Origin of the sequence: Haloterrigena alkaliphila (assembly GCF_017352155.2) — an archaeon.
Taxonomy (GTDB): Archaea; Halobacteriota; Halobacteria; order Halobacteriales; family Natrialbaceae; genus Haloterrigena; species Haloterrigena alkaliphila.
This window is the reverse complement of the sequence record NZ_CP071462.1, coordinates 2,569,019-2,593,961: the sequence shown is the minus strand read 5'-3', so window position 1 is coordinate 2,593,961 and position 24,943 is coordinate 2,569,019. Positions and strand designations below refer to the sequence as shown.

The window sequence follows — 24,943 nt, the reverse complement described above, 5'->3', positions numbered from 1 at the left end:
AGCATCAATCAGATGAGAAACAGTAACCAGTTTCGAAGGTTCATTAGTTCCCGTTTCCGACCACTAGGATGATGGATATCGCGTTCGTTTCGAACGTCGTTTTTCCGTTCGTCAAGGGGGGAGCTGAAAAACGGATTCACGAAATCGGAACTCGACTCGCAGCTGAGGGTCACGACGTCACAGTGTACGGACGTCACTACTGGGACGGACCTCAGGTAATGGAGTACGAGGGACTCACACTCTACGGCGTCGCACCCGCCAAAGAACTCTACGACGACGAACGGCGATCGATCACCGAAGCGATCGACTTTTCCGTACGCCTACTTCCTCATCTCCGGCGGAATGTCGACGATCACGACGTCATCGTTGCGTCCCTCTTCCCCTATTTCCCTGTCCTCGCATCTAAACTCACTACGCTCAGAACGGATACTCCACTGATCACGACCTGGCACGAGGTCTGGCTCGACTACTGGGACGAGTACCTCGGTCGACTCGCCCCGTTCGGCAAGGCGATCGAACGACTCACCGCGAAAACGCCACACTATCCGATAGCCATCTCGAGCGTCACCGCCGACCGTCTTACGGAGATCGGCTCAACGAGAGACGAGATCGAAATCGTCCCGAACGGAATCGACGTCAAGCAGATCGAAACGACCCAACCTGCCGAAGACGGATTCGATATCCTCTATGCAGGTCGGCTCATCGAACACAAGAACGTCGATCTCCTCCTCGAGGCGTTCGACCGAATCGCCGAAACCGCCCCGAACATTACGCTGGGTATCATTGGCGATGGCCCAGAACGTGACTCCCTCGAGCGCCAGGCCCAAAACCTGAACCACGCCGACCGGGTAACGATGCTCGGCTTCCTCGAAGAGTACGACGACGTCCTCGCACACATGCGTGCAGCGGACATCTTCGCCTCACCGTCCACTCGAGAAGGCTTCGGGATCACATTCGCCGAGGCGATGGCCGCGGATTGCACCGTCATCGCAGCGGACCATCCCGAATCCGCTGCCTCCGAAGTAATCGATGACGCAGGGTTCCTCGTGTCACCGACGGTCGACGACGTAACCGCTGTTCTCGAACGCGCACTCTCCGGTGACCGACCGAATACGGAGCCGACGACTCGAGCCCAGCGATACGACTGGGATACCGTCGCTGAACAGGCAGAGCAGTGCTATCAGCGGGCGATCGATGGAAACTGGTAGACTCGCGAACACAGAAGGAACTGACCGACAACTGCTGCGTTCGTATCCTGAACTGGTCTCGTTCTTCGATCCGAATTACACTTTAGCGTCTCCGTTTTCGTCCGAAGGACCCGTCTCGCGTTCCCCGCCGAGTGGTGTATAGCGGGCTTTCGCGTACTCCCGACCGCACGGATGGTCCAAGAGCCCCCAGTAGAGGAGCGCCCGGTGCAGTCGCACTCCCAGACGCTTTCGGAGTCCCATGTTGTGTGTTAACGTGTTTTTCGATATGGCTGTCGCTGGCCGATGCAGGCGATGACATCGATTGGGTATACGTGCTCGTCGACGGTGGGCGGCCTCGCGCAGCCCGTGACCGAGGCCCGGGGTGGGACAGAGAACTGTCCGACACGAGGCACCTGCCTTGATCGCCGTCGAATCCGTCGTCGCAGTCCACCGACGGTCCGCTCGCACCCGACTACTCCGCGCTAGTACCCGACACACAGGACTAGTCGATTGCCGTCGCCCCTAGTGCATCCGGGAGCACTAGGCACCAGTACTCGAGCGGATGGCAGCCGGCTGTCTGACTCGCCCCGAAAGCGAGCTACTGGGTCCGACTACGGCCGTTATGGCCACTGCGCCCGCGAATCGCGTGCCGGCACACGGGAAACCATTATGTCGCTTCTCGAGCGAAAGAAGCGATGCGGGGGCAACCTGAATGAGTGTGAAAAACAAACGAGAGAGCGATCGGGCATGGGCGATGTACTGCGAACGTGGGAGTGTGCCGCCCGGATACGAGGCCGAAATCGCCGAACGGCGGCGGCTCTGTCGCGAATGGACGGCTGCTGGGGAACCACTCCGCTAAGGGGTGGTGAACCAGCGCCGGGCGACCTCCCCTGATGGGCGGTCAGCAGCGACGGTGCGACGCGCGCGGCGCGTCGCCGGACGCGGTTGCAACGAGCGACGGCAGTGCTCGTAGCGGGCCCGACGTGTGCAGCCCGAGATCAGCGCAGCGTCAGGTCGAACGTGTGTCCGAGAGCGGCTGGTGGGACTGGCTCACGGCTTGCCGACCCCATGCAGTGAGACGACCACACCGCGTGCGTCTGCCGGTCCGGTCCAATTTCTCTCGGCTAACGGCCTCGAGTACACCGAACGCGGGCTCATCGTCCCGGCCGACGCCGAAATCCCCGGCGAGTAAGGCATCACGAGTTCAGCCGACGAACGGCCCTCGAGTGAGCTGGGCACACGACTCGAGGTCCACGAATGGCGCGAACGCGAGCGTTCCGACCGGCCCCGGAGACAGCTGACGTCCTCGAGCAGCCGTGGACGGCCCCGAAAACGCTCCTCGAGAGAGGTCACAACTCTCGCGCGATCCACACCATCCCCGCCGCGAGCGATCGGCTAGCCGGGTTCGGTAGCCGTGGGTGTCCCGCCTCGAGCAGTCCTCGGCAGTCTCGCGAGCAACGCGAGCGAGACATCGAGAGATCGGGTTGATCTCTCGGCAGTCGAGAGCGAGACGGCCTCGAGTCGCTGTCCGGAGACGACGGCTGTCCACGGACGGGCGATCCTGCCGTACTCGTCCCAGTGTTTATCTGTGATTCGGCCGTACGGACGACTAATGACCGGCTTCGTCGAAGACCTCGAGCGGATTGCGGCCGTGGGCGGCTACGAAGACGCGGACGACGTCCTCGAGGACGCCGTTCGCGAACTGTTACGGCGACGGCCGGAGCTTCGAACGTCGCTTGCGGTCGAGAAATACCGGGCGGGGGACATCAGTCTGAACCGGGCTGCGGAATTGGCGGGGACGTCGACCGAGAATTTCAAAGCCGAACTCTCCGATCGCGGAATCGATCGCGAAGCTGGATTTCTCGACGACGTTGACCGGGAGGAGAAACTGGACGAGTTCTGCGGGTGAGGGAGGCGGAGCCACTGATGACGGTCGCGATAACAACATATTGAGTGCCGTCGCGAAGATAGAACGACTGGCGTTGGTTCCGGCCGTGTTCGATACGGTCGGGACGCCGACGGCAGTCGTCGACGAACTCGAGCGTGCGAAGGCGACAGGATACGAATTCGTTACTCGTATTGACGCAGTGAAATCCTACAATGGTGGCTGGCTGAAAGTCGTTTCGCCGACACAATCTGAACTCCAGTTAGCGGACGAAATCCGAGATCACGCATTGTCGACGACCGATTCCCAGTGTCTCGCAATCGCATCCCAACGTGGTCGACGGCTCGTTACTGACGATGCCCATGTCGGAACGATCGGAGACCAACGAGGTGTGGACGTCTGGGACCTCACGTTATTTCTCAAGGCAGCGATTCGGGTCGACGCGATCGAGTCAGTTGACGAACTCACAGAGATACTCGAAGCCCTTCGCCGCAACGACGGCTACCGATTTTCCGCTACCGACGAAGAATCCCTCTTCGAGGAATTCTGACTCCAATTCCAGTACGCCGAACCCAGACTCATCGTCCCGGCCGGCGCCGAGATCGCCGGTGAGCGAGGCACCTCGAGTTCTGTCGACGGCCCACTCGAGCGGTTTGACACCACCGGACTCGAGAACGGATCGACCGAGAAACAGGGGTACCGCCACGTGGCCGCTGGCAGCGGGATGAGCCACCGATAGTATAAGGCGGGACCGGACGTAGACGAAGGTATGCGAGACAACCCTCGCGTTTCGGACGAGGTCCGTACCCACATCAATCTCGAGGGGTTCCGGTCGGTATTCGACGAGGCAGACGTTCGATACGCTGTCCTGTTCGGATCCTACGCCACGGGGTCGGAATCACAGACGTCGGATCTCGACGTGGGCGTTCGATTCGCTGACGAGTGCTCGCGCCGCGAACGATTTCGGCGACGGAATCGAATCGATAGCGAACTCCAGTCGTATGCGGATCCGTTCGTGGATGTGAGCGATCTCGAGGCACTCCCGGACACTGTCGCGTTGACTGCGCTTCGAGACGGGCGTCTGTTGTACGGTGATCTCGCCGCAAAGGCGGCGGACGAACGGCGACTCGAGCGACGCGTCGAGGAATCGAGTGAGCGACGCGCTCGACGGCGACGCGACGTTATCGATCGACTGGCCGAGAGAGACGTCTGATGGTCGACGAAGATGTCGTCGTGGACCGTCTCGAATTGATCGATCAGTACACGAACGAATGCAAGGAGATGCGGGACGTTTCGAAAGGAGAGTACCTTGACGACGTCATTCTCCAGCGTGCCGTCGAGCGGTCGTTGATGAACGCGATTCAGTCGTGTATCGATCTGGCGGGCCATATTCGTGCATCTGAAGACCTCGAAACTGCTGAGACCTCACGCGAGGAAATTGAAGCACTCGTCGCGGCCGATATTCTCTCAGATGAAACCGGAGCAAAACTCGCGGAAGCGGTCGGCTTTCGGAACCACCTCGCCCACCGATACGGCGACATCGATCACGACCTCGTGTACGAGGTTCTGCAGGACGATCTCGAGTGGATCGATCGGTTTCAGCGCGAAATCGCGACGTGGATTCGAGAGCGCTGACGAGAGATCGCGACGAAAACGTTCGTATCGAGAAAGAGCCTCATGTCCGTTCTCGAACGTTCCGGACCTCGTCGACGGAGTCGATGTCGAGTTCGGACGCCATTCCACGGAGCCGCTCGCCCAACGGCGCCCGATCGTCATCCTCGGCGTCGTCCGACCGAGCGAACTCGCTCACATCATCGACGTATACTCCCATAAGCGAGCGCACGTACGCCACGGATAGAACAGTTCGGCGAGTGCTCGAGTCTCGCGGAATCGATTCGCGGCCGGTTCGACGACCGTGTACTGGTGCGATCTTCTCGAGCGATCCTACGACTCCTTCTCCCGCTTCCACGTGTGACCACACAGGTTGCAGCCGTACTGGATGACTCGAGCGCGTTCCTCGAGCCAGACGTCCGTTTCGCCGCAGTTCGGACACGATTCGGAGGCCATACGGGACGGACGACCGCCAGCGGCTTCAGCGTCACTGTCACGCGTCTACCGAAGCCGCGGCGACGCGAACCGGAGCCGAGAAGCAGCGGTGCCTAGTCCTCGCCCGGGCTTTCGAGCCGGTCCTCGATGGCCGTCACGACGGTGCCGTCGGCGTGGACGGTGAACCGCGCGATGAGGTCGTCGACCTCGAGCCGCTCGCTCGTGTAAGGGCTGTTTCGCGCCAGCTGAGGCACAGCAGTATCCGCTCGAGTTCGTCGTCCGTGAATTCGAGTGCCACCGTGGTTCCCTCACCCATTTCGGGCTAGTCCCTGCGGGAGGCGGCCAATTAGGTAGTGAGGAACGGTACCGTCCTTGCCGACAATTTCCCGACGCCGCCGGTTCGGGTCGAGTACCGCCTACGCTCGAGGAGCGTACGACCGCCAACAGTTCGGATCGGGCACCGCCTGCCCCCGAGGAGCGAGAGACCACCGACGGACGCGCCGGGAACCCGCCAAAAGAGGCCGTGCGTTTATGTGGCACTCCATGCACCTGTTCGTATGTTCGGTGCCGCCGGCGTCGAGCCGCCGTCCGACGCCGCCGATCGACCGGAACGGCGTTCCCTGCCCGGGCGGCCACCCGTGACGGACCCCCTGTCCGAAGTGAACCTCGCTCGAGCCCGCGTGACACTGACGCCGCCGACAGAGCGGTCGTGGCCACCGACTGACCCGATCCGAGTACCTGATCCGACAATGCGACCGGGCAAATCGAGACGACGAGTGCGTGCTGGGGCTGAGACCGCCTGCAGCAGTGACGAGACCCCGCGGAGTCGCCGATGAACCGCCGAAAACTCCTCTTAATACTTGGGCTCCTCGTGCTCGTCGGGAGCTACCTGGTCGCCGCCGGCGTCGTCGACCCGACCGACGAGCCCGCGGAGTCCGAGACGATCGACTCCGAGCGACTCGTCCAGCCCGAAGCAAACGGCAGTTACATCTGGCCCTACACCAGCCGGGCCCGGTCGATCGACGGCCGGACGCTGGCGATCAACTTCGTCGTCCACGGCTCCGACGAGCGCGTCCGGCGCGCGCTGGTCGACGAAGCCGAACTCGAGTGGCAGCCGGCCGAAACGGAGACGGACGGAGAAGCGGCACCAGAGAACGAGACGAACGAGACCAACGAGACGAACCGGACCGGCTTCGAGAACCGGACCCGGTCGAACGACTGGGACGACGCGCACGGATCGATCCGCTACACCTACGTCGATACCGGCCCGCACGGTGGCGACGGGCGCTGGATCAAAGAGAGCTATCAGCTCCACCGGGGGACGTACATGGGGAGCCGGATTCACATCCGCGCGTACACCACGGACCACGACGACTGGACCGCGATCCAGGCCCACCGGGAGTACTGGGACTGGTTCCGGCTCCGCCACACGGTGACCGACATCCAGGACTCGAGGAACACGCTCGAGGCGGAGTTCCTCGACGAGCCGTACGTCGACGAGGTGCGCCGCGAGTACCACGGGACGCACAAGGGCTGGAACGACGGCTGGCTTTCGGTCGTCGAACTGGTGCCCGCCATCGCGATCGTACTCGTCGGCGGCGTGGCGAGCCTGCTCAGCACCGACACGAGCCGGGAGCTCTGGCGCTCGGCGCGACGGCTGATCCGGTGGGCCTATCGGAACGTCCGCGGGTTCGTGCTCGCGACGGCACTCGCGGGACTGGTCCTCGGCGTCCGCAGCGCAGCCCTCGCGGCCGAGGCGGCGATCACCTCGATCACGCCGCAGGCGTTCGTCGTCGTGCTCTACCCGCTCCTAGTGATCGGCCTCCCGGTCACGACGATCCTGCTCACTCGGCCCCTCGAGGGGGCGTCCCGCTTCGTCCGCGTCCGGCGCGTCGCGAGCTGGCTCGGCGCCCCGCTGGAGCCCCAGCCGGCGTTCGCGTTCACCGCCGTCGGAGTCGGGACGGGGTTCATCCTCGACTTCGTCGGGCTCGGCGTGACGGCGCTCCCGGTGGAGCTGTTGCTCCATCGCGTCGGGCTTGTGGTCGCACTGGGGATCGTCGCGGCGGGCTCGGCCCGCAACGACGCCGAAGGCGCCGGACTCCTCGCGCTCGGTCTGGTCGGCTGGTGTATCGGCCTCGCGATGCCGCTGCTCGGCTACCTGTAAGGCCGCCGGACGCGAGTGGCCCCGTTCCTGAACGAAGCACCTTTAGGAGTCTCGGCGGAATCCCGAGACGATGTGGCCTTGGGGACACCTCGCCGTCGTCTATCTGTGCTATTCGCTCCACTGCCGGCGACGCGACTGGCCGCCGCGAGCACTATCAGTGATCGTACTGGCGATCGGCTCGCAGTTCCCCGATCTGGTCGATAAGCCGCTCGCGTGGACGTTCGACGTTCTCCCCGGCGGGCGGACGCTCGCTCACTCCGTATTCGTCGCCGCCCTCCTGCTCCCGACCGTCGCCCTCGCCGCGCGCCGGTTCGACCGCCGCGACCTCGGTACCGCCTTCGCCGTGGGGCACGTCTCGCACCTCCTCGCGGATATCCCGCCGTCAGCGATCCTAACCGCCGACGCTTCCGAGCTAACCTTCCTCGTCTGGCCGCTGCTCCCCCCGTCCCCGTACGAATCGGTCGACGGCATCCTCGCCGGCTTCCTGCGTTACTCGATGGGGTGGTACGAGTGGGCCCAGCTGGGACTCGTCCTCATCGCGCTCGTCGTCTGGTACCGCGACGGACTGCCCGGAACCGGCTACGCTCGAGACGTCGTCGAGCGCATCACGGGGAGAAACGACGCGAGAGAGGGTATCTGACTGTCGCGAGGCAAGGGTAGCTGACGGTAGCAAGACGACCACCGATCCGACGGATCAGCGAGCCGCGATCTCGAGCCACTGACTTACCCTTCGATTCGCACCGGAGAATCCCGCTCGAGTGCGTGAGACCGGCGACGAGCGAGCGCGTGCGCCGCCAGCGCCAGAAGGACCGCGACTATTGCGACCCATCGATCGTGACTCGTGTAGAACCCCGGAACGACGAGTCTGGCGCTCGTAATCGGCCAGAGATACTGGTAGGTGCCCGCGGGCGGTACCAGCAGGAGGTCGAGTACAAAATGCGACAAGGCGCCGAGCGCAAGCAGGAGCGCGACTGCACGCCGATACGTGGCCCGGACGGTCAGCGACGCGATGGCGATGACGACCGCGACGCCGCCGATCGAGTGCATCGGTCGCCAGGAAACCGACACTCCGAGTATCGATTCGATCGTTTCCGGCGGAACGATCCACTGTAGGCGATTGAGGTCGGGAAGCACGCCGCCGACCATCGCGACGGTGGCCAGTCGCGTCGTGATCCAGGGATACCGCAGCGAGAGCACCGTCGCGAGCGCGTACGGGACCAGCACGTGGGTTAGGCCGTCGGCCACGTCGATCACTCCCCGCCGCGAGGCACTCGCCTCGTCCGCGATCTCTGCCGTCGCGTCGGTTCCGACCCGCTCGACCCGCCGAACGACAGCCGACCGGTCGGCTCGAGTGACAGCCGCCGAACGTCGACGCGCCAGCCGACGAGCGCGCGGACCGCGACCAGCGCGGCCCCGAGCAGGGAGACGATGTGGACGTACAGCAGTCCGCCGATTCGGGACTGCTCGCTGCGGTCCGCCGGCGCGACGAGGTCGCTCGCGATCGCGGTGGAAACCGACGCGACGCCCGCGGTCACCGAACGGTCGGTCGCGCCGGTGTCGGCGGCCGCCGATCCGACGTCGCGGTAGTCCGCCCCGAGATCAAGGTCGACTCCCTCGAACACCGCGATCTCGTCGGTGTCGCTCGAGCCGTCCGTCAGGCCCGCCTCGAGGGACCAGCCGGCGCCACCCAGCGCGAGGAGACCGAGAAGACCGGCGGTCAGCGCCGCAATTCCGAGGCTTCGATAAAGTGGGCCGGTTCGCATACCTATTGGTTGGGCGGATGCGGCGATAACAGTCAGCAGAATATCACGTCCTGAGTCGAATCGCGACTCGAGTCCCGTTTCGATGCGCGAATCGAACCGTGAGGGGAGCAGACGCTCGAGAGGCGTGCTCGAGGGTCGGGATGACGCGATCAGCCGGTCTCGATCTCCGTTCCTGACCATCGGACGGAACGAATTCAAAAGGTGATAAAAACATATATTAGTAATTAAGAAAGTAATACCAGTAGGCAAATGAGTGGGCAACCTGTGGAGCGGCGGTTCAGGGAGTGGGGGACGGAAGACGTACTGGCGATCACGACCGCCGGCCTCGTGGGGGGGATCGGTTTCGCGATCGTCCTGGCTGCGCTGGGCTTACTCGACTCGGTCGGGGTCCTCGTCGACGCACCCGGGCTGGTGGTCGGTCTCCCACTCGCCCTGATCGCCGGCGTGGTCGGCGCGTTCGTCTATCGGGCCCTCGGAACGCTGTACCCGTTCGAAGAGGACGTAACCGATCCGATTACGGGAGTGACCCTCGGGACGTGTTTCGGGGTCGCCGTGTGGGTAATCGGCGTCGCCGTGTTGGTGCCCCTGTGGCTTCGCCTTCTCGGGAGAACGCCGCCGTTCCCGTTCCTTCACTGGCAGAGCCTCGTCGCGTTGCTCGTCTACGGGGCGATCGTCGGACCGGCGTCTCCGCTCGTCGAGCGGTACGTCCGACTGTAACTCACAGACGGCAGATCGAAACCGATCCGTGGGACGTCCGGATCGACGCCTCGAGTTACGACGACGCTCGCAGTTCTCGAGTCCGACCACGCCGGACTCGACTCCGATCACATCAGTTATATCCCGCCTCCACTACGTCCCGGCCAGCATGTGGCCACTCGGACACGTCGCCGTTGCCTATCTCTGTTACACGCTCGCGACTCGAGCGCGCTTCGACGCGCCGCCGGCACACGTCCCGGCGCTGCTGCTCGTGCTCGGGAGCCAGTTTCCGGACCTCGTCGACAAACCGCTGGCGTGGTATCTGCTGGTGCTCCCGACGGGTCGCTCGCTGGCTCACTCGCTGCTCCTGTTGGTGCCGCTGTCGCTCGCCCTCACGCTCGTCGCCGCCCGCTACGGTCGTAGCGAGTACGGCGTCGCATTCGGTATCGGGGCGCTATCGCACACGTTCGCCGACGTCCTGCCGGCCCTCTGGGACGGCGAGACGACCGCCAATCAGTTGCTCTGGCCGATCACGCCGGTCGAACCCTACCCGGGTGGACCACCGACGATTCTCGGCCTCCTGCGGGACTCGGCGACCGACCCGTACTTCCTCGTCCAGTTCGCGCTGGCGGCGATCGCGTTCGCGTACTGGCGTCGCCACGGCTATCCCGGGCTCGAGGTGCTCCGGGCGGCCGTCGCGCGAGTCCGACCCGCGCCGAGCTAGCGCGGCGGGTCGGGCGTCGTCACTCGCGACGCGGTGCCGGGAAAGGAACTCCGTCTCTTGGCGCCCCGCGGCGGAGACTCAGCGAATCTCCTTCCACTCGGCCGCACACTCCGGACAGATGCGGACGGTCTTGATCTGGTCCGGATCGTTCTCGGTCTTCAGGGGCTTCTCGCACTCGCCGCAGACGAGCCGATCGTACGTGTCTTTCTCGAGTTCGCCTTCGCGGAGTGCCTTCCGGACTGATTTCATGTTGGCCCCCTACGAAGGTGGGGGAGAAAAAGACTGGTGCTCTATCGAGAGCTGTATTATCGATCCGAGTTATGCCATCTCCGTGCGTATGCGGCTGTCGGCGTGCGACTGTCGGTGCTCCGTCACGACCGGTGGTTCTGGCCGGAGTCGTGGCCGTTTTATCGGTTCGGCCGAACACTCCACCGATGGAGTACGTACAGGAGCGGATCGCGACGCTCCACGAGTTCGGCGGGACCGCGGGCCGCGAGCGCGACCTCGCCGCCGACGCCGCGACGGCGGTCGGCGACGCGGCCGTCGTCGTCCCGATGACCGGCCGCGAACACGAGAACCCGGCCGCCGAGCGCGTCCTGTCGGAACTCGAGTCCCTCGAGCCCGCTCCGGCGGCCGTTTTCGTCCCCGTTCGGGCCGACGCCGACCGGATCGGGCCGTTTCGCGCGTGGCTCGAGTCGTTTTCCCTGCCGATCCGCGTCCTGTGGTGCAACGCGCCCGCGATCGACGACCTGCTCGCCGACGCGGGACTGGGTGGCGAGTTCGGAAAGGGGCGAGACGTCTGGCTCGCGCTCGGCCCCGCCGCCGCGGCCGGGTCGTCCGTCGTCGTCCACGACGCCGACGCCAGCAGCTACGAGGCGGGCCACGTCCGTCGACTGCTCGCGCCGCTGACGATGGGCTTCGACTTCGCGAAGGGCTACTACGCGCGCCTCGAGGACGACCGACTGTACGGACGACTCTTTCGACTGTTCTACGCCCCGCTCGTCCGCACGCTCGCGGGCGCACACGACGCGCCGATCCTCGACTACCTCGCCGCCTTCCGGTACGCCCTGGCCGGCGAGTTCGCCGTCACCGCCGACCTGGCTCGCCGTCTCCGTACGCCCCGCGCCTGGGGGCTCGAGGTCGGCACCCTCGGCGACGCGTTCGCGTCCGCCGGCTTCGAGGGCACCGCGCAGGTCGACCTCGGTCGCCACGAACACGACCACCGCGCGGTCGCCGGCGAGACCGGCCTCGAGGGGATGAGCCGCGAGGTGGCCGGGGAACTGTTACGCGTCGTCGAGGAACGGGGCGTTGACCCCGACTACGCGACCCTGCGGGAGCGATACCTCGCGGCCGGCGACCGACTGATCGACCAGTACCGCGCCGACGCGGCGTTCAACGGGCTCGCGTACGAGCCCGCGGACGAACGCGACCAGCTGGCGCGCTACGCCGACTCGATCGCACCCCCCGGACCCGACCGCCGCCTGCCGCGGTGGACCGACGCGCCGTTCGACCCCGACGACGTGCTCGCGGCGGCCCGGCCCTGGCGCTCGGACCGACGCGGCGGCCGTCACCGCGCCGACCGCGTCGACTCTCGCGCACAAGACTAATCTTCCCACCCTCCGTTGTGGCCCGTATGGACGCGACCGCCGACGAACTGGCCGGCGTCGTCGACCTCTTCGGCGGGTTGACGCGCCCCGAACTCGAGCGGGCGCTCTCGGAGGCCGCGTTTCGCGCCGACGGGCAGTCGGTCGACGACGCGGCGCTCGAGGCGGCGATCGACGACGCCCTCGAGTCGTTCGCCCTCGTGCGCCACGAGCGACACGACGGCGGCGAGGACCGGCCGCTGCTGGTCGCCGGCCCGACGGCGTTCCCGTCGGTCCCCGACCACGCGGAGGACGTCCCGCACATCCTCGACGTCGACAGACGGCGTCTCGATCGGGACGCCCTCGGCGAGACCGCCCGCGAGGAGTTCGCGGCCGCCGTCGAGACGGCCGTCGACGACGGCGACGAGGACCGCCTCGCCGTCCTGCTCGACGTCAGCTACGACGTCGAGGCGTGGGCGCCGGTCGACCTCGCGAGCGAGCAGGAGCGACTGGAAGCGGCTCTCGAGTGATCGGAACCGCCCCTCGAGTGACCGGGCTCGACTCCGGACCCCGGAGGCGACCTCGAGACTCGAACAAAAACGGAGACAGGTTCGAGATGCCGAACGGACCCGCCGGCAAAACCGAAACGGACGGCGAAACCGAAACGAGCATTCGGATCCGGACCGACGATCCGGTATCCCGCGCTCCGCCGCCGAGCGCCACCGAGACAGCTCACGTGTGATCGCATGCCACAGCCGACGATGAACCTCGAGGCGGTCGCGGAGCACGACCCGCTCGAGATCGACGACCAGGAACACGACGCGGCAGTCCTCGCGCCGATCATCGAGCGCGACGGCGAGGAGCACCTGCTGTTTACCCGCCGAGCCGACCACCTCGGGGAGCATCCGGGCCAGATGAGTTTCCCCGGCGGCGGCGCCGAACCGATCGACGACTCCATCCTCGAGACGGCGCTCCGTGAGGCCCGCGAGGAGATCGGCCTCGAGGACCACGAGACGGAGATCGTCGGCCAGTTGGACGACATCCGGACGATCACGGAGTACGCCGTCACGCCCTTCGTCGGCCGCGTCCCGGATCGGGAGTACGTCGGCGACGGACGCGAAGTCGCCGAAATCGTCGTCCTGCCGCTGTCGGGACTGCTCGATCCGGCCAACTACGAGTACGAGCGCCGGGATCACCCCTACTACGGCGACATCGTCATTCACTACTTCCACGTCGACGGCTACACCGTCTGGGGCGCGACCGGGCGGATTCTCGTCCAGTTGCTCGAGTTGACGACCGACTTCGAGGTGCCCGAGCGCGTCGAGCGGTCACGGCGCTAACAGATCGCTCAGCCGATCAACTGGCATGCGGTGGCGCGTGCTGTGCCGGGGTGAGCGCAAAGCGAACCGCGGCGCGAACTCACGCGAGGGATGAGCGAGCGAAGCGAGCGAATCGGCTGGGGAGGGTGTGGTGATTCCCTGGTGCCACGATAGCAGGACGCTTCCCGCCAGTTCACCGCCTCTCATCTCGAACGTACTAATCAATCTTCGGACACAATTATCGGAGCGGGCGCCTCAGTGTCAAAACTCAGGCGAGGTAACGAAACGGATCTTCGACGACTCTACCGCTGCCGCTTCTCGTCGCCACTCAGCTCTCCCACGATGGCCAGCGACGCGTCCTCGAGATCCTCCGCCTGATCTGCGTTGCCGAATCCGCCGCTGACGACCCGCGTGAGCGCCTCCTCGACGGTCTCGTCGAGTTCGATGACCTCGTCGGCTGCGACCTCGAGGACGAACCCGGACGTGATGTTCGGTGAGGTCGGCAGGAACAGCGTGACCCGGCCGTCGCCCGCACTGCGGCCGGTCTTGAACGCGGTCATCCGAATGTTCTCCCACGTTTCGACCCTGACCGGCGTCTGCAGCGCCTCGCCGGCGCCGAACGTGGTCTCGGTGGCGGTCTTCGAGGCGTTGTAGACGACCCGAATCACGGGGACGCGGTTCGCCGCGTAGTCGACGATCCCCTCGAGGAGTTCGCCCATCGTGGTCTCGGTCATCTGACCGATGACGTACATCGAGAGCCCGATGATCCCGACGAACGCGACCACGCGCAGGAAACCGGCGAGTCGTTCGCGGACGCCCTCGCCGAGGCCGGGCACCACCACCGCGAGCGTGTCGGCGTTGAGGAACACGTCGGGGACGATACCCGCGATGAACGAGTAGAGGTAGTGCAGGAGAAACAGCGTCACCAGGATCGGGCCGATGACGATCAGCCCGCGCCCGAAGTCGCCCTTTACCGAACTCATGGCCTCCGTCTCACAGTCGGTGTCTGGGAGTCCACCTACGTGTAGATTGCGGAGTGGACTCGAGCGAGCGCAAAACCGGTCGCTATCGGGTGTGAATGCGGTATGAATGGTGGAAGCCACGGTTGCCCGGCGTTCCGGCCGGGGGAATCCCGGTTGCCTTCTCCACCCCGCGACCCGTCGAGCGACAGGTGTCCGGCGGTCCACTGCTCGCTTCCGCGCCTGATGGGCTGTCGCCGACTAACCACGATGGGACGTCCCTGCGGACGGCCACCGTGGACCGCTGTCCCCGACGGACGAGGCTTCTGCGTTGGCTCCCGGGGCCCCGGCCGGTCTGACCGGACGCCCGCGGTGTTTGGTCCCCGCTAAAGGCCATATCGCGGGTTACGAGCAGGGCCTAACTGCCCGACCTATCCGTATATTGGTAAACGGCCGGACCTTAAGGGCCTTTCGTCTCCACGATCGACGGACGGCGCGGGGTCAGTCGCCCGCCTCGCGGAGCGCGTGGAGTCCCGCGCTCGGGAAGAAGACGGTTCCACCGACGACCGGCGCGACCGGGTCGCCGCTGCCGCTCTCCGCCTCGGACCCGTATCGCCACAGGCGCGTCCCGTCCGCGGTATCGTACGCTTCCATCGTGTTCAGTCCGCTCACGTAGACGACGCCGTCGGCGACCACCGGCGGATCGTTTCCGCGGATCCCGGTCGTCCAACGTTCCGATCCGGTCTCGGCGTCGAGGGCGGTCAGTTGCCACGAACTCACGACGTACAGCGATCCGTCGGCGACCGCCGCCGACGTGACGGATTCTCTCCTCGATCCCTGACCCCCGCTTTCGACCGGCTGTCGCCATCGCTCCGCGCCGTCCGGATCGAACGCCGCGACGCTGCCGTCGGCGACGGGGACGTAGAGCGCGCCGTCGGCGACCGTCGGCGATCCGGTGACCGTCTCTCCGAGGTCCCGCGACCACTGCTGTTCGCCGTCGGCCGCCGACAGCGCCACGAGGTCGGCCCCGCCCTGGTAGACCGTCCCGTCGACGACCGCCGGCGGCGTCGGCCGGTACAGCGCGTCGCCGGTGAGCGGGGCGTTCCAGCGCTCGCGTCCCGTCTCGAGGTCGATCGCGACGAGCGTCGGCGGGTCGGCGTACGTCGTGTTGATCGCGTACACCGTCCCGTCGGCGACCGTAATCGCGTCGGAGAAGTCCCGATCGAGCCGCCAGCGTTCGGTCCCCGAGTCGGCCTCGAGGGAGACGACCGACGCGCCGATGCCCAGAACGACGGTGCCGTCGACGACGGCGGTCGACCCGAACGAGTTCGTCCCGGAGTAGGTCCGGTCCCACTCGACGTCTCCCGTCGCGCCGTCGAGGGCGTAGACGACCGTCTCCACGTCGTCCTCGCCGACGGATCGCCCCTCCGCGACGTAGACGGTTCCGTCGACGACCGCGGGCGATCCGATATTGTAGGCCGGCCCGAGTTCCCCCTCGCGAAACGTCCAGACGGCCTCGACGTCGTCGGTCGGCCCTTCGTCGGCCGTCGCCCCGACGTGGGCCGGTCCGTACTGGTCCATTCGGTACGGATCGGCGTCGGCCAGTCGCTCCCGAAGCGCCGCCGTGTCGTGGGTCGACTTCGAATCGGGTTCCTCGGGTTCTCCGTCGCCGTCGGACTCGAGGTCGCCGAGACAGCCGGCCAGCCCGGACGCGAGCGCCACACCGGTGGCGGAAAGCAGCGCCCGACGACCGGAGCCGTCGGACGCCGATGAGCCGTCGAACGTCAAATCTCTCGTGAACTTCATCGTTCGTGTCACTATATCGAAGAAATATATAGGTGGGTGGTGTCACTCAGCGGCCCCTCGGCCGGACGCGCTCGCCATCGGTGTTCGGTGGTGCCAGCGACGAGCGTGCGACGGAGGAAAAGGCCCATTAGTTCCCCGACACATCGACTAGCTATGGGACTTGGCAGCACTGCAAAGAAGATTCAGGGACTCTCGGATCGCGCCGAGGCGATGTACAAGCAGGTTCAGAAGCTCCAGCAGCGGATCATCGGGCTGGAAGAGGAGATGGACGAGACCAACGACACGGTCAACCGACTCGACCATCAGTTGACCGAACAGCGCGCGCTCCTGCTGGCCATCGCCGAAGAACACGACCTCGACGGCGAACAGATCCTCGCCGACGCGGCTATCGACGAGGCCGAACTCGAGGCCGAAGACGGAACGGAATCCGACGACGAGACCACCGCCGACGCCGAAACAAGCGACGCGACGGCCGAGTAATCGGCGTCGTGCCGGGTCGGCCCTCGTGCGATGAGTAACACCTAACAGCAGGGGCAACTTTTGCCAGCACGATGACGAGCCACGAGCAGCCGGTCGACTCGGTGCTCGAGACGATCGGACGGACGCCCCTCGTCGCCCTGCAGGACGGGCCCCCGGACGTCGACTGTTACGCGAAACTCGAGACGTTCAATCCCGGGGCCAGCATCAAGGACCGGATCGGCCGGTACATGCTCGAGCGCATGCTGGAGCGCGGCGACGTCTCGGCGGGCGGGACGGTCATCGAGCCGACGGCGGGCAACACGGGCATCGGACTGGCGATCGCGGCCGAACAGCTGGGACTCGAGGCGATCTTCGTCGTCCCGGAGCGGTTCAGCGTGGAGAAACAACAGCTGATGGCCGCGCTGGGCGCCGAGATCATCAACACGCCCACGGACGCGGGCATGGGCGGCGCGATCGATCGCGCCCACGAACTCGCCGCCGAACTGGACGACGCGGTCGTCCCCCAGCAGTTCTCGAATCCGCTCAACGCCGAGGCCCACTACGAGACCACCGCGCCCGAGATCTACGAGGCGCTCGACGGCGAGGTCGGCGCGGTCGTCGTTGGCTGTGGCACCGCGGGGACCCTGATGGGGATCGCCCGCTACGCGCTCGAGCGCGACCCCGAGACCCACGTCGTCGCGGTCGAACCCGAGGGCTCGATCTACGGCGAGGCCCTCGGCGACGACCGCGAGGAAGGCGAGTACAAGACCGAGGGAATCGGCACCCACGATCTGGCGACTAACGAACTGTTCGATCCCGACCTCGTCGACGCCGTCCACGCGATTTCCGACCGGGACGCCCACGAGGAACTCAAACGATTGGCTCGCGAGGAGGGGCACCTGGTCGCCTCGAGCGCCGGCGCCGCCAGCGTCGCGACGAAGCGGGTGGCGCGAGAGATTTCGGCGGGTGACCTCGAGGTTCCCTACGATAGCGTGGTGACGGTGTTCCCGGACTCGAGCGAGCGCTACCTCTCGAAGGGGATCTACCGCTCGTTCGAGGAGTGGGAGGGGTAAGCCGGTCGCATACTGGAATTCGAGCCCGAACTATCGGCACAACCAATACAATTTTGTACCTTTGCTGGCGTACCGTGAAACGCAATGAACGAAGCGGCTGTCGACAGAATGCGCGAACTCCGCCAGCGCAACGCTGAAATCTATCGTGAGATGGGGCGTGTTGGCAGTGGCCGTTCCACGGATGAAGACGGCTCTGAGTGGATCGATCGATAGTTTTTTCGTCTCTCGTACTTATTCGCCGAATTCTGCTAACCGCCCTCGTATGTCCTGTAAGCAACTGTCTAACAGTTCCGTCGGTGGGTCGTCGGGACGACGCCGTTCTAATTGATCCGTCAGTGCTCTCGTGAAATATCGATACCAGAGATAGAAGTGTTCATCGCGTTCCCATAGTGTATTGAACCGATTGTCCGTTTTTAACGTGCGCGTATATTTCGAAAGGAGTACCACTCGTCGGATCTCCGGTCGAATGAGATCGGTCGCTGGCCCGCCGTTTTGTTCGACGATATATTCGAGCGTATTCGTCGCAGTTCGATGGTTAGCATCCGGAAAGAAGTGAAGGCCTGTGAAGGCACGTACCCAGTGAGCGCATTGAGCGGGAAGCGGATCGTGAGTCGGGAATTCTCTGATGAGACGATGGATATCTGTATCGGCAACACCCCGTATCCGCGTTCGTGTTCGTTCCGGCGAGTCTCGAACCCAGCCATAGACTTCGGTCGAATCCTCGATGATGTCGTAATTTATCCGTTTTATCGTGGGACCATCGATCTCACTGAAATCCTGGATCCTCCACTCATCGGAGGGGTACTTCTCCGGCACGATTGCTTCGACATCGAATAATCCGTTAGACAAGGGAAGCGGTTCGGCATCTCGAAGGACATCCTCACCATATTCCGTGATTTCATAGAATTCGTGACCTGCTCGACGGGCTAACCCGAGTCTCCGTAGATCTTTCAATTGTAACCGGATAACGTTCTCTCGATACCGGCCATTCGCTAATTCGTATGGTGTGTTCCGATCCCCTTCTGTTAATTCGTCCAAGAGTTCAGTGTCAGAACGATACATCGGCTGCTGAACGTCGATGAAATCACGATAAGAATGGTCGCCAGCTGTCGGTGACATTTGACCAAACGCGTCGATCGAGTATCTTTAATTTTGTTACCACCAATTTCCCCCTTGAATACAGGTTGTTCCAACGATAGAGGAAGTATACTGATCGAGTCACTCTGCCAGAAGGGTCGTGCCACGTTCTACTGATCGTCTTCCCACGTGTGGGGTATTCCGACTGATCATCGGACGCTACCTGCGCAGAGCGACCTCCTAGTGCGCACACTGTGGTAGCGGACAACGAGGGGAAGCGGAGTGGGGTGGTCTTACGCGTCTGAAGCTGACTCTGCCCCGTCGCACTCCCGCCGGTACCGCGACTCGTGCTCGTCCAGCACCGCCTGCCGGCGCCGCTGGGCCTCGTCGGTCATCAGCTCCTCGGACCACTCGAAGCCGCCGTCGGTCTCGAACTCGACGGACTCGATCCCGGGCAGATCACGAAGCCGCTCTTCGACCTCCTTGTTGAAGTACGGCACCATGTGGCACATCGGCGTCGTGAGCCGCATCTCCACGCGAACGCGGTCGCCGTCGACGTCGATCGACTTCACCAGCCCCATCTCGACGATGTCGAGGTTCGAGCCGGTCGCGGCGCTGCAGGGGTCGACGATCTCGCGGAGGCGCTCGCGAACGCGGTCGGCCCCGACCGTCTCGTCCGTCCCGGCGGAACTCATTCGGCCACCTCGAACTCCGTCGTCGCCCACGGCTCCTCGACCAGTTCGGCGTCGCTGTACTGGTCGCCCTCCATCGCCGACTCGAGGTCGTCGATGTCGAAGCCGTGGGCCTCGGCCCAGTTCTCGCCGAGGATCTTGCGCTTGTCTTCCTGCGTGATCTCGAAGCTCCCCGAGAAGCTCTCCATCTCCGGGAAGTCGTACTCCCAGAAGCGCTCGAGCAGCAGTTGCGGGTGGAAGTGCGGCGCGCCGGTGCCCCAGAGGATCTTCTCGAGGGCCCGCTCGCCGCCGGCGAACAGGAGGTCCTGGAGGGTGTCGACGAACGAGTCGGGGGTGGTGACGAGTTCGGTCAGCGTGAGCTCGAGGTTGACGTAGACGTTCGGGTGGCGGGCGATCTGCCAGCCGGTCTCCTCGGCGAACGTCAGCCCGCCGTGGACGATCTCGAAGGTGAGATCCGGGAAGCTGGCCGCGGCCTCCTCGACGTCGCCGACCTCGTAGGAGTCCATCGGCACGGCCCCGAACGGGAACGCCTTGTGCACGGCGACGACGTCGAGGCCGAGGTCCGCGGCGTGCTCCCAGAGCGGGAACGCGACCTCCGGGTCGTCCATCCGGAACCCGTGGTGATTCCCGTCTTCCTCCCAGTAGGAGGGGTAGACCTTGACGCCGTGCGGGTCGAACTCCTCGACCTGTCGCGTCAGTTCCGCCTGCGGATCGTCCAGTCCGATCGCGTCGATGCTCGCCAGCGCCGCACCCCGCGTGGGGTTGCGCTCGACGAACTGCCTGGCCTTCTCCTCGGCGGTGAGCCCATCGTGGAACACCCTGATCGACTGCGGGTGGAAGACGGCGAAGTCGGTCTGACTCTCGCGGAACAGCGCGTTCTCGGTGTTTTCGACCGGCCAATCGCCCAGAAACGACTCCGGGGTCCGCGCGTAGCCCTCGGGCATCTTCGACTCGAGGCCGACCCCGATCTCGGCGATCTGCTCGGCGTAGCGCGGAACGCGGTAGTTCGACTCGGTCTGGTTGTAGGCGTGCGTGACTGCGTCGGCGACGAAGACCTCGTCCAGTGATACCATAGCGCACTCGGGTTGCCACCGAGGTCGTACATAGGAATTGTGGTCGACGACACTGATACTGACAGCCCCGGCCCCACTCCGGGACCGTCCGCGCGCACAGCGGCGACCAGTACACTGATTAGGCGGTGCTAGCAGGTGATCGTATGAGCCGGCCGCTGGACACCCCGCTCGGTCAGGCGGACCCCTCGCCCGCCGTCCGGGAAACGTGCGAGACCTACGCCGACCAGGGCGGCCTCCTCGGGACGTTCGTCCACGCGCTCGTCGACCTCGAGACCGGCGACGCCGACCTCGCGGAAGTGCTGGCTTCGATCCCGACGAACCTCTTCGTGACGAGCAACCTCCACGACGACGCGATCGACGAGTCGGCGGGCTGGGACGACCGGAAGCGACGCCTGAACGAACACGTCACGCTCGGCGACCTCGTCTTCACCGACGTCGTCGAGACCGCTGCCGCACTGCCGGCCGACGTGGATCTGGGACCGGTTCTCGAGACGGTCCGCCGGATCGGCGCGGGCCAACTCGGAGAGGAGCGCGTCGACCCGAAGTCAGCGACGCTCGAGGACGCTCTCGCCCGGGTCGACGCGCGCGGCGCCGTCTGGGGCGACCTCGCGACCGCACTGGTCGACGCCGGCGGCGGCTACTCGGACGCGCAACTCGAGGCGCTCCACCGGCTGGCGACGGAGGGGATGGTCGTCCTCGCCGTCCTCGACGACGTCGAGGACCTACCGGCCGACGTCGCCAACGGCGTCGCGACCGTCCCGCGGGCGCTCTACGACGGCGACCTCGCGGCGTTCGACTCGACGGCGGCCGCCGTCGAGGCCTTCCTCGCGTCCGACGCTCCGGCGCGACTCGAGGCGCTGCTGGCCGAGCGATACGCCGCGCTCGAGGCCGCGGCGCTCGAGTTTTCGGAGACACTGGATGGGACGGACGCGGAACTGCTCGCGGCCGTCCACGGGGCACTGTCGTGGTACTGCGAGACGGTCTGTTCGGTGCCGGTCGCGCGAACCGTCCCCGAGAACCGTCAGCGGGCGCTCCGCGCGCAGGTGACCGGCCCGGCGGAACAGCGCCGAGCGGCGATCGCCGCGGTCGTCGCCGACGCGCCGATCGATCCGGCGGCCGCGACGGTGGATTTCGACGCCGCGATCGATGCCGTCGCCGACCTCCCCGGCGACCCGCTCGCGGACGCGCTGATCATGGTCGCCCACGCCGCGGCGATCATCGACGAGCGCGTGGCTACGTCGCTCGCGGACGCGCTCGGGACGCTCGAACGACGCGTCTGAGCGCCTGAGCAGCAAGCCGAGCTGTTCAGCAAGCCGAATCGAAGCGTCGTCAGGGCGCGATGCGACGGTGTTCGACCTTCATACACCGATCCTGGACGACGGTCCGGCCGTCCGACTCGGCGCGGGCCGCGGCGTCGTCGTCGCGGATCCCCTGCTGGGTCCAGATGACCGCGACGTCGTCGCGCTCGAGGGCCGCGTCGACGATCTCGCCGACCTCCTCGCTCGGGCGGAAGATACAGACGACGTCGATCGACTCCTCGACGTCGTCCAGCGAGTCGTAGACCTCCCGGCCGAAGATCTCGTCGGCGTAGGGGTTGACCGGAATCACGTCGTAGCCGTGATCCAGCAGATACTTCGGCACGTCGTGGGCCGCCTTGCCGGGCGTGCTTGAGCAGCCGACGACGGCGATGGTCTCGTACTCGAGGACGTCCTCGATCGCTTCGGTGGTGTCGACCGGCATGGTACTCGAGGGTACGCGCTCGGCGCTGAAACGTTTCGGGGTCTCTTATCTCGGGAACGAAGTGACTCGAGTCGGGAGACAGCGGTGGCTGAGGAGACTACAAACAGCACGAAAGCCCCTTCATTCCCACTCGCGGAGGTCCGACTGGTCAGCCGCTACGGGTGGGAATGAAAGGAGCTGCTGGCTCCGGGAAGACGGGCGACACAAGCACGTGAAGGAGTGAGCGCGCGCAGCGAGCCCCTCGACCGGAGCCAGCAGGGGCTTTCGTAGTGTTCTCGACTCCATGGGCTGTGAGTGACGGGATTCCGGCACTATCACACAGTAGTCGCAGCGAAAACGAGTGCCAGCGGTCGATATCGATTATCGCGAGAGGCCGGCGGTCCGAATCTCGGGCTCCTCGCCGTCGTCCGCTTCCTCGAGTTCGATGACGGCGTCGAACAACTGTTTGAGCGTGTTCATGGTCTGGTCGTCGTGGGCCGTCGAGTCGATGACGTACAGGCCCATGGCGTCGGCGCTCTGGATGCGGCCGGTGAAGACGTGGAGGAACCGGAACACGGTCTGCAGATCGGAGTACATGAGCAGCGTCGAGACCGAGTGAAGCAGGACGCGGTTCTCGGTCAGTCCGCGGCCCTCGTAGAACTCCTGGAGGAACTCGGAGAGCTTGATCCCGATGCCGGTCATGTCGACCGGCGAGGACGCGTACTTGATCCGCGGGTCGGCGTCGACGGTGCCGATCCCGCGCTGTTTCGTCACGCAGTCGACGACGCCGACGTCCGGCTCGGTGCCCGCATCGACCGTCTCGGTGAAGGTCTCGAGGATCTTGTCGGCGCTGTCCTTGGTCGTGACGACGATCGAACCGTCGCCCCGATTGGCGCCGTTCGCGAGAATGTCGAAGGCGAGCTCGCGCTTGCCGGTCAGCGGCGGGCCCGCGATGAGCAGGTTCGTCCCGGGATCGATTTCGGCGTCCGGGAGGGCGTCTGCGAGGTCATACATACCAGATACTCACATCCATACAGCCGTCGTGCGGACCGCTGGCTACTTCGGCGTGTAGTATGAGAATGCGGCATCCAGCTTATATTACTTTTGATTGTTCGGCCACAACCAATACTAATTCGTATGGATTGTGGCACTTGAACCGGCCGTAACTGGCCTGTACGACGTCACGCGATCGCTACCATCGTCGCTGCACGGCCGACGATAAACGCGACAGCGGCCAGAAACATCCCGTACTTGAGGTATCGCTGGCCGGCCGTCGGATCCGCGAAACTCTCGTAGGCGCCGTAACACATGATCGCGACGGCCGGCACCACCACGGCCAGATACGCCTCGTCGAAGTACTCGAGGAGATACGGCAGGGGGCTCGCGACGACGCCGACGAGAAGGAGGCCGGTCGCGACCCACAGCGCGGGCCGTTCGCCGATCGCGATCGGCAGCGTGTTCAGCCCCTCCTCGCGGTCGCCCTCGAGGTCCTCCACGTCCTTGACGATCTCGCGGGTCAGCGTCGCGATCGCCGAGAGGAGAAAGAGGACGACCGCGGGCGCCATCTGGCCCACCGCGGCGGCGCCGAAGAGGAACGTGCTCCCGACGAGGTAGGCCACCAGCGCGTTCCCGACCCCGGGCAGTCCCTTGAAGACCTCGGTGTAGGCCACCAGCGCGACGAGGTTGATCCCGGCGATGGCGAGCGCCGCCAGCGGGAGCGTGACCGCGAGCGCGACGGAGGCGCCGAAACAGACGAGACTGAACGCGAGCGCGCCGCGCGGGCTCACCGCGCCGCGGGGGATCGGCCTGTCGGGCTGGTTGATCCGGTCGATCTCCCGGTCGAAGTAGTCGTTGATCGCGTTTCCGGCCCCGACCGCGAGTCCCGTGGCGGCGACCGCCGCCGCGACCGCGACCGGTTCCTCGGTGATCCCGCCGGCGACGAACGACCCGATAGCCGTCAGAACGCTCGCCGCGATCACGTTCACCGGCCGCGTCAACTCGAGCAACCCGCGGCCCGTCTCGCCCGCTGTCATGCACGGCAGTGCTCAGCGGGACTGGTTAAACGGTGCGATCCGGCGCCGCCGCTGCAGGCGACGACGCTGGGAACGGACGGCGAACTGGGTGGAGAATCGAGACCGAATGCTCAGTGGACCGAACGGGCGGTCGATCGCAGTTGCGGGGGTCGGATCGCTAGCGCCACTCCTCGAGGTCGCAGAGCGTGTCGGCGTCGATCGAGAGCCACTTGCTCACCCGTTCGTCGCCGGTAGCGTCGGCGGGGACGGCCGTCCAGACGTCCTCGTCGTCGGTGAGCAACTCGAGCGGTGCGTCGTCGGTCTGGCCGTCGTCGGGGATCGGGGCCTCGTTCACCGTCATACGGGTCGACGTTCACCCCCCACGACAAAGACCCCGGGCGGCAATTTTCACCGAATGAGAAGTGGCAATGGTGGACGCGGTAAGGGCTGCCGGAATGGCCCAAAATCGAGTGACTTATACGGCCCGACGGAAATTGCTCAACTGAGGGCGCTTAGCTCAGTCTGGACAGAGTGCTTGGCTTCGGACCAAGTTGCCGTGGGTTCAAATCCTGCAGCGCCCATTCGTTTTCCGAACGGATCACATTCGCAAGACGGCGGTACATCGTTTATAAACGAGCCGCCGATCGCGCATTTGATTTCGTTCGATTATCGAACGGGGGTCCCTGCTGTCCTGCGATTCGCCAGG

30 protein-coding genes, 1 tRNA gene and 1 other RNA gene are annotated in these 24,943 nt (G+C 65.3%); 16 read left to right on the top strand and 16 right to left on the bottom strand.

Translation table 11 applies throughout. From position 1 onward, the window contains the following. Nucleotides 1-71 precede the first annotated feature (71 nt). The 5 genes from J0X25_RS31400 (at nucleotide 72) to hepT (ending at nucleotide 4,707) form a co-directional block, all read left to right on the top strand. Complete coding sequence (locus tag J0X25_RS31400; protein WP_207290908.1) at nucleotides 72-1,208, top strand: glycosyltransferase family 4 protein; 1,137 nt, start codon at nucleotides 72-74, stop codon at nucleotides 1,206-1,208. A gap of 1,591 nt (nucleotides 1,209-2,799) precedes the next feature. Next, nucleotides 2,800-3,096, top strand: coding sequence for a UPF0175 family protein (locus J0X25_RS31395; protein WP_207287832.1), 297 nt, complete (start codon nucleotides 2,800-2,802; stop codon nucleotides 3,094-3,096). Between the two features lie 40 nt (nucleotides 3,097-3,136). Beyond that, nucleotides 3,137-3,622, top strand: a complete 486-nt coding sequence (locus tag J0X25_RS31390) for a PIN domain-containing protein (protein WP_207287831.1) — start codon at nucleotides 3,137-3,139, stop codon at nucleotides 3,620-3,622. Between the two features lie 219 nt (nucleotides 3,623-3,841). Then, a complete protein-coding gene (gene mntA / locus J0X25_RS31385; RefSeq protein WP_207287830.1) occupies nucleotides 3,842-4,285 on the top strand; it encodes a type VII toxin-antitoxin system MntA family adenylyltransferase antitoxin in 444 nt (147 codons plus the stop codon). Next, complete coding sequence (gene hepT / locus J0X25_RS31380) at nucleotides 4,285-4,707, top strand: type VII toxin-antitoxin system HepT family RNase toxin (protein ID WP_207287829.1); 423 nt, start codon at nucleotides 4,285-4,287, stop codon at nucleotides 4,705-4,707. The genes mntA and hepT overlap by 1 nt, the downstream gene beginning before the upstream one ends. Nucleotides 4,708-4,747: 40 nt before the next feature. On the opposite strand, the gene J0X25_RS31375 is transcribed toward hepT, so the two are convergent. The 3 genes from J0X25_RS31375 to J0X25_RS31370 form a co-directional block, all read right to left on the bottom strand. Then, on the bottom strand, nucleotides 4,748-4,903 hold the full coding sequence (locus J0X25_RS31375; protein WP_207287828.1) for a hypothetical protein: 156 nt from the start codon (nucleotides 4,901-4,903) through the stop codon (nucleotides 4,748-4,750). A gap of 113 nt (nucleotides 4,904-5,016) precedes the next feature. Beyond that, complete coding sequence (locus J0X25_RS39815) at nucleotides 5,017-5,139, bottom strand: hypothetical protein (RefSeq protein WP_284145146.1); 123 nt, start codon at nucleotides 5,137-5,139, stop codon at nucleotides 5,017-5,019. A gap of 92 nt (nucleotides 5,140-5,231) precedes the next feature. Continuing rightward, complete coding sequence (locus tag J0X25_RS31370) at nucleotides 5,232-5,372, bottom strand: hypothetical protein (protein WP_225896660.1); 141 nt, start codon at nucleotides 5,370-5,372, stop codon at nucleotides 5,232-5,234. 578 nt (nucleotides 5,373-5,950) lie between these two features. Between J0X25_RS31370 and J0X25_RS31365 the strand changes: the two genes are divergently transcribed. Beyond that, nucleotides 5,951-7,282 carry a DUF2189 domain-containing protein gene (locus J0X25_RS31365; RefSeq protein WP_207287827.1) on the top strand — a complete coding sequence of 444 codons (1,332 nt, stop codon included), beginning with the start codon at nucleotides 5,951-5,953 and terminating at the stop codon, nucleotides 7,280-7,282. Nucleotides 7,283-7,352: 70 nt separating this feature from the next. After that, nucleotides 7,353-7,922, top strand: coding sequence for a metal-dependent hydrolase (locus J0X25_RS31360; RefSeq protein ID WP_207287826.1), 570 nt, complete (start codon nucleotides 7,353-7,355; stop codon nucleotides 7,920-7,922). Between the two features lie 83 nt (nucleotides 7,923-8,005). Here the strand turns inward: J0X25_RS31360 and J0X25_RS31355 are convergent, their stop codons facing one another. Together J0X25_RS31355 and J0X25_RS31350 are read right to left on the bottom strand one after the other, a co-directional pair. Then, nucleotides 8,006-8,527 carry a metal-dependent hydrolase gene (locus J0X25_RS31355; protein ID WP_225896659.1) on the bottom strand — a complete coding sequence of 174 codons (522 nt, stop codon included), beginning with the start codon at nucleotides 8,525-8,527 and terminating at the stop codon, nucleotides 8,006-8,008. A 5-nt stretch (nucleotides 8,528-8,532) separates the two neighbouring features. Further along, nucleotides 8,533-9,045, bottom strand: coding sequence for a hypothetical protein (locus tag J0X25_RS31350; RefSeq protein WP_207287824.1), 513 nt, complete (start codon nucleotides 9,043-9,045; stop codon nucleotides 8,533-8,535). A 249-nt stretch (nucleotides 9,046-9,294) separates the two neighbouring features. Between J0X25_RS31350 and J0X25_RS31345 the strand changes: the two genes are divergently transcribed. Beyond that, nucleotides 9,295-9,762 (top strand): hypothetical protein, encoded by a 468-nt coding sequence (locus J0X25_RS31345; RefSeq protein WP_207287823.1) that lies wholly within the window; start codon nucleotides 9,295-9,297, stop codon nucleotides 9,760-9,762. Nucleotides 9,763-9,910: 148 nt separating this feature from the next. Then, nucleotides 9,911-10,465, top strand: coding sequence for a metal-dependent hydrolase (locus J0X25_RS31340; RefSeq protein ID WP_207287822.1), 555 nt, complete (start codon nucleotides 9,911-9,913; stop codon nucleotides 10,463-10,465). Between the two features lie 78 nt (nucleotides 10,466-10,543). Here the strand turns inward: J0X25_RS31340 and J0X25_RS31335 are convergent, their stop codons facing one another. Next, a complete protein-coding gene (locus J0X25_RS31335; RefSeq protein ID WP_207287821.1) occupies nucleotides 10,544-10,714 on the bottom strand; it encodes an HVO_0758 family zinc finger protein in 171 nt (56 codons plus the stop codon). A gap of 185 nt (nucleotides 10,715-10,899) precedes the next feature. On the opposite strand from J0X25_RS31335, the gene J0X25_RS31330 reads away from it, so the two are divergent. The 3 genes from J0X25_RS31330 (at nucleotide 10,900) to J0X25_RS31320 (ending at nucleotide 13,388) form a co-directional block, all read left to right on the top strand. Then, nucleotides 10,900-12,072, top strand: a complete 1,173-nt coding sequence (locus tag J0X25_RS31330; RefSeq protein ID WP_207287820.1) for a glycosyltransferase family protein — start codon at nucleotides 10,900-10,902, stop codon at nucleotides 12,070-12,072. Between the two features lie 26 nt (nucleotides 12,073-12,098). Beyond that, on the top strand, nucleotides 12,099-12,578 hold the full coding sequence (locus J0X25_RS31325; protein WP_207287819.1) for a DUF7109 family protein: 480 nt from the start codon (nucleotides 12,099-12,101) through the stop codon (nucleotides 12,576-12,578). A 216-nt stretch (nucleotides 12,579-12,794) separates the two neighbouring features. Beyond that, nucleotides 12,795-13,388, top strand: coding sequence for an NUDIX hydrolase (locus J0X25_RS31320; RefSeq protein ID WP_207287818.1), 594 nt, complete (start codon nucleotides 12,795-12,797; stop codon nucleotides 13,386-13,388). Between the two features lie 281 nt (nucleotides 13,389-13,669). On the opposite strand, the gene J0X25_RS31315 is transcribed toward J0X25_RS31320, so the two are convergent. The 3 genes from J0X25_RS31315 to J0X25_RS31305 form a co-directional block, all read right to left on the bottom strand. Further along, on the bottom strand, nucleotides 13,670-14,350 hold the full coding sequence (locus tag J0X25_RS31315; RefSeq protein ID WP_207287817.1) for a DUF502 domain-containing protein: 681 nt from the start codon (nucleotides 14,348-14,350) through the stop codon (nucleotides 13,670-13,672). A 103-nt stretch (nucleotides 14,351-14,453) separates the two neighbouring features. Further along, nucleotides 14,454-14,768: signal recognition particle sRNA (gene ffs, locus J0X25_RS31310), an RNA gene on the bottom strand. A 59-nt stretch (nucleotides 14,769-14,827) separates the two neighbouring features. Then, nucleotides 14,828-16,132 carry a PQQ-binding-like beta-propeller repeat protein gene (locus J0X25_RS31305; protein WP_207287816.1) on the bottom strand — a complete coding sequence of 435 codons (1,305 nt, stop codon included), beginning with the start codon at nucleotides 16,130-16,132 and terminating at the stop codon, nucleotides 14,828-14,830. A gap of 153 nt (nucleotides 16,133-16,285) precedes the next feature. On the opposite strand from J0X25_RS31305, the gene J0X25_RS31300 reads away from it, so the two are divergent. Continuing rightward, nucleotides 16,286-16,612 (top strand): DUF5798 family protein, encoded by a 327-nt coding sequence (locus tag J0X25_RS31300; RefSeq protein ID WP_207287815.1) that lies wholly within the window; start codon nucleotides 16,286-16,288, stop codon nucleotides 16,610-16,612. A gap of 71 nt (nucleotides 16,613-16,683) precedes the next feature. Continuing rightward, on the top strand, nucleotides 16,684-17,664 hold the full coding sequence (locus tag J0X25_RS31295; protein ID WP_207287814.1) for a PLP-dependent cysteine synthase family protein: 981 nt from the start codon (nucleotides 16,684-16,686) through the stop codon (nucleotides 17,662-17,664). A 231-nt stretch (nucleotides 17,665-17,895) separates the two neighbouring features. Here the strand turns inward: J0X25_RS31295 and J0X25_RS31290 are convergent, their stop codons facing one another. The 3 genes from J0X25_RS31290 to J0X25_RS31280 all read right to left on the bottom strand — a co-directional run bounded on the left by J0X25_RS31290 (nucleotide 17,896) and on the right by J0X25_RS31280 (nucleotide 20,506). After that, complete coding sequence (locus J0X25_RS31290) at nucleotides 17,896-18,783, bottom strand: hypothetical protein (RefSeq protein WP_207287813.1); 888 nt, start codon at nucleotides 18,781-18,783, stop codon at nucleotides 17,896-17,898. 251 nt (nucleotides 18,784-19,034) lie between these two features. Further along, nucleotides 19,035-19,436 carry a metal-sulfur cluster assembly factor gene (locus J0X25_RS31285; RefSeq protein WP_207287812.1) on the bottom strand — a complete coding sequence of 134 codons (402 nt, stop codon included), beginning with the start codon at nucleotides 19,434-19,436 and terminating at the stop codon, nucleotides 19,035-19,037. Beyond that, nucleotides 19,433-20,506: an amidohydrolase family protein gene (locus tag J0X25_RS31280; RefSeq protein WP_207287811.1), complete on the bottom strand. Its 1,074-nt coding sequence runs from the start codon at nucleotides 20,504-20,506 to the stop codon at nucleotides 19,433-19,435. Before J0X25_RS31280 ends, J0X25_RS31285 begins: the two co-directional genes overlap by 4 nt. A 143-nt stretch (nucleotides 20,507-20,649) precedes the next feature. Here J0X25_RS31280 and J0X25_RS31275 point away from each other — a divergent pair, with 143 nt between their 5' ends. Then, a complete protein-coding gene (locus tag J0X25_RS31275; RefSeq protein WP_207287810.1) occupies nucleotides 20,650-21,786 on the top strand; it encodes a hypothetical protein in 1,137 nt (378 codons plus the stop codon). 49 nt (nucleotides 21,787-21,835) lie between these two features. On the opposite strand, the gene J0X25_RS31270 is transcribed toward J0X25_RS31275, so the two are convergent. The 4 genes from J0X25_RS31270 to J0X25_RS31255 form a co-directional block, all read right to left on the bottom strand. Then, nucleotides 21,836-22,246: a CoA-binding protein gene (locus J0X25_RS31270; RefSeq protein ID WP_207287809.1), complete on the bottom strand. Its 411-nt coding sequence runs from the start codon at nucleotides 22,244-22,246 to the stop codon at nucleotides 21,836-21,838. A 360-nt stretch (nucleotides 22,247-22,606) separates the two neighbouring features. Continuing rightward, a complete protein-coding gene (locus J0X25_RS31265) occupies nucleotides 22,607-23,239 on the bottom strand; it encodes an RAD55 family ATPase (protein WP_207287808.1) in 633 nt (210 codons plus the stop codon). 167 nt (nucleotides 23,240-23,406) lie between these two features. Next, nucleotides 23,407-24,258 carry a geranylgeranylglycerol-phosphate geranylgeranyltransferase gene (locus tag J0X25_RS31260; protein ID WP_207287807.1) on the bottom strand — a complete coding sequence of 284 codons (852 nt, stop codon included), beginning with the start codon at nucleotides 24,256-24,258 and terminating at the stop codon, nucleotides 23,407-23,409. A 157-nt stretch (nucleotides 24,259-24,415) separates the two neighbouring features. Continuing rightward, nucleotides 24,416-24,598: a DUF7511 domain-containing protein gene (locus J0X25_RS31255; RefSeq protein ID WP_207287806.1), complete on the bottom strand. Its 183-nt coding sequence runs from the start codon at nucleotides 24,596-24,598 to the stop codon at nucleotides 24,416-24,418. A gap of 145 nt (nucleotides 24,599-24,743) precedes the next feature. Here J0X25_RS31255 and J0X25_RS31250 point away from each other — a divergent pair. Further along, nucleotides 24,744-24,818 (top strand) — tRNA-Arg (locus J0X25_RS31250). Nucleotides 24,819-24,943: the final 125 nt, after the last annotated feature.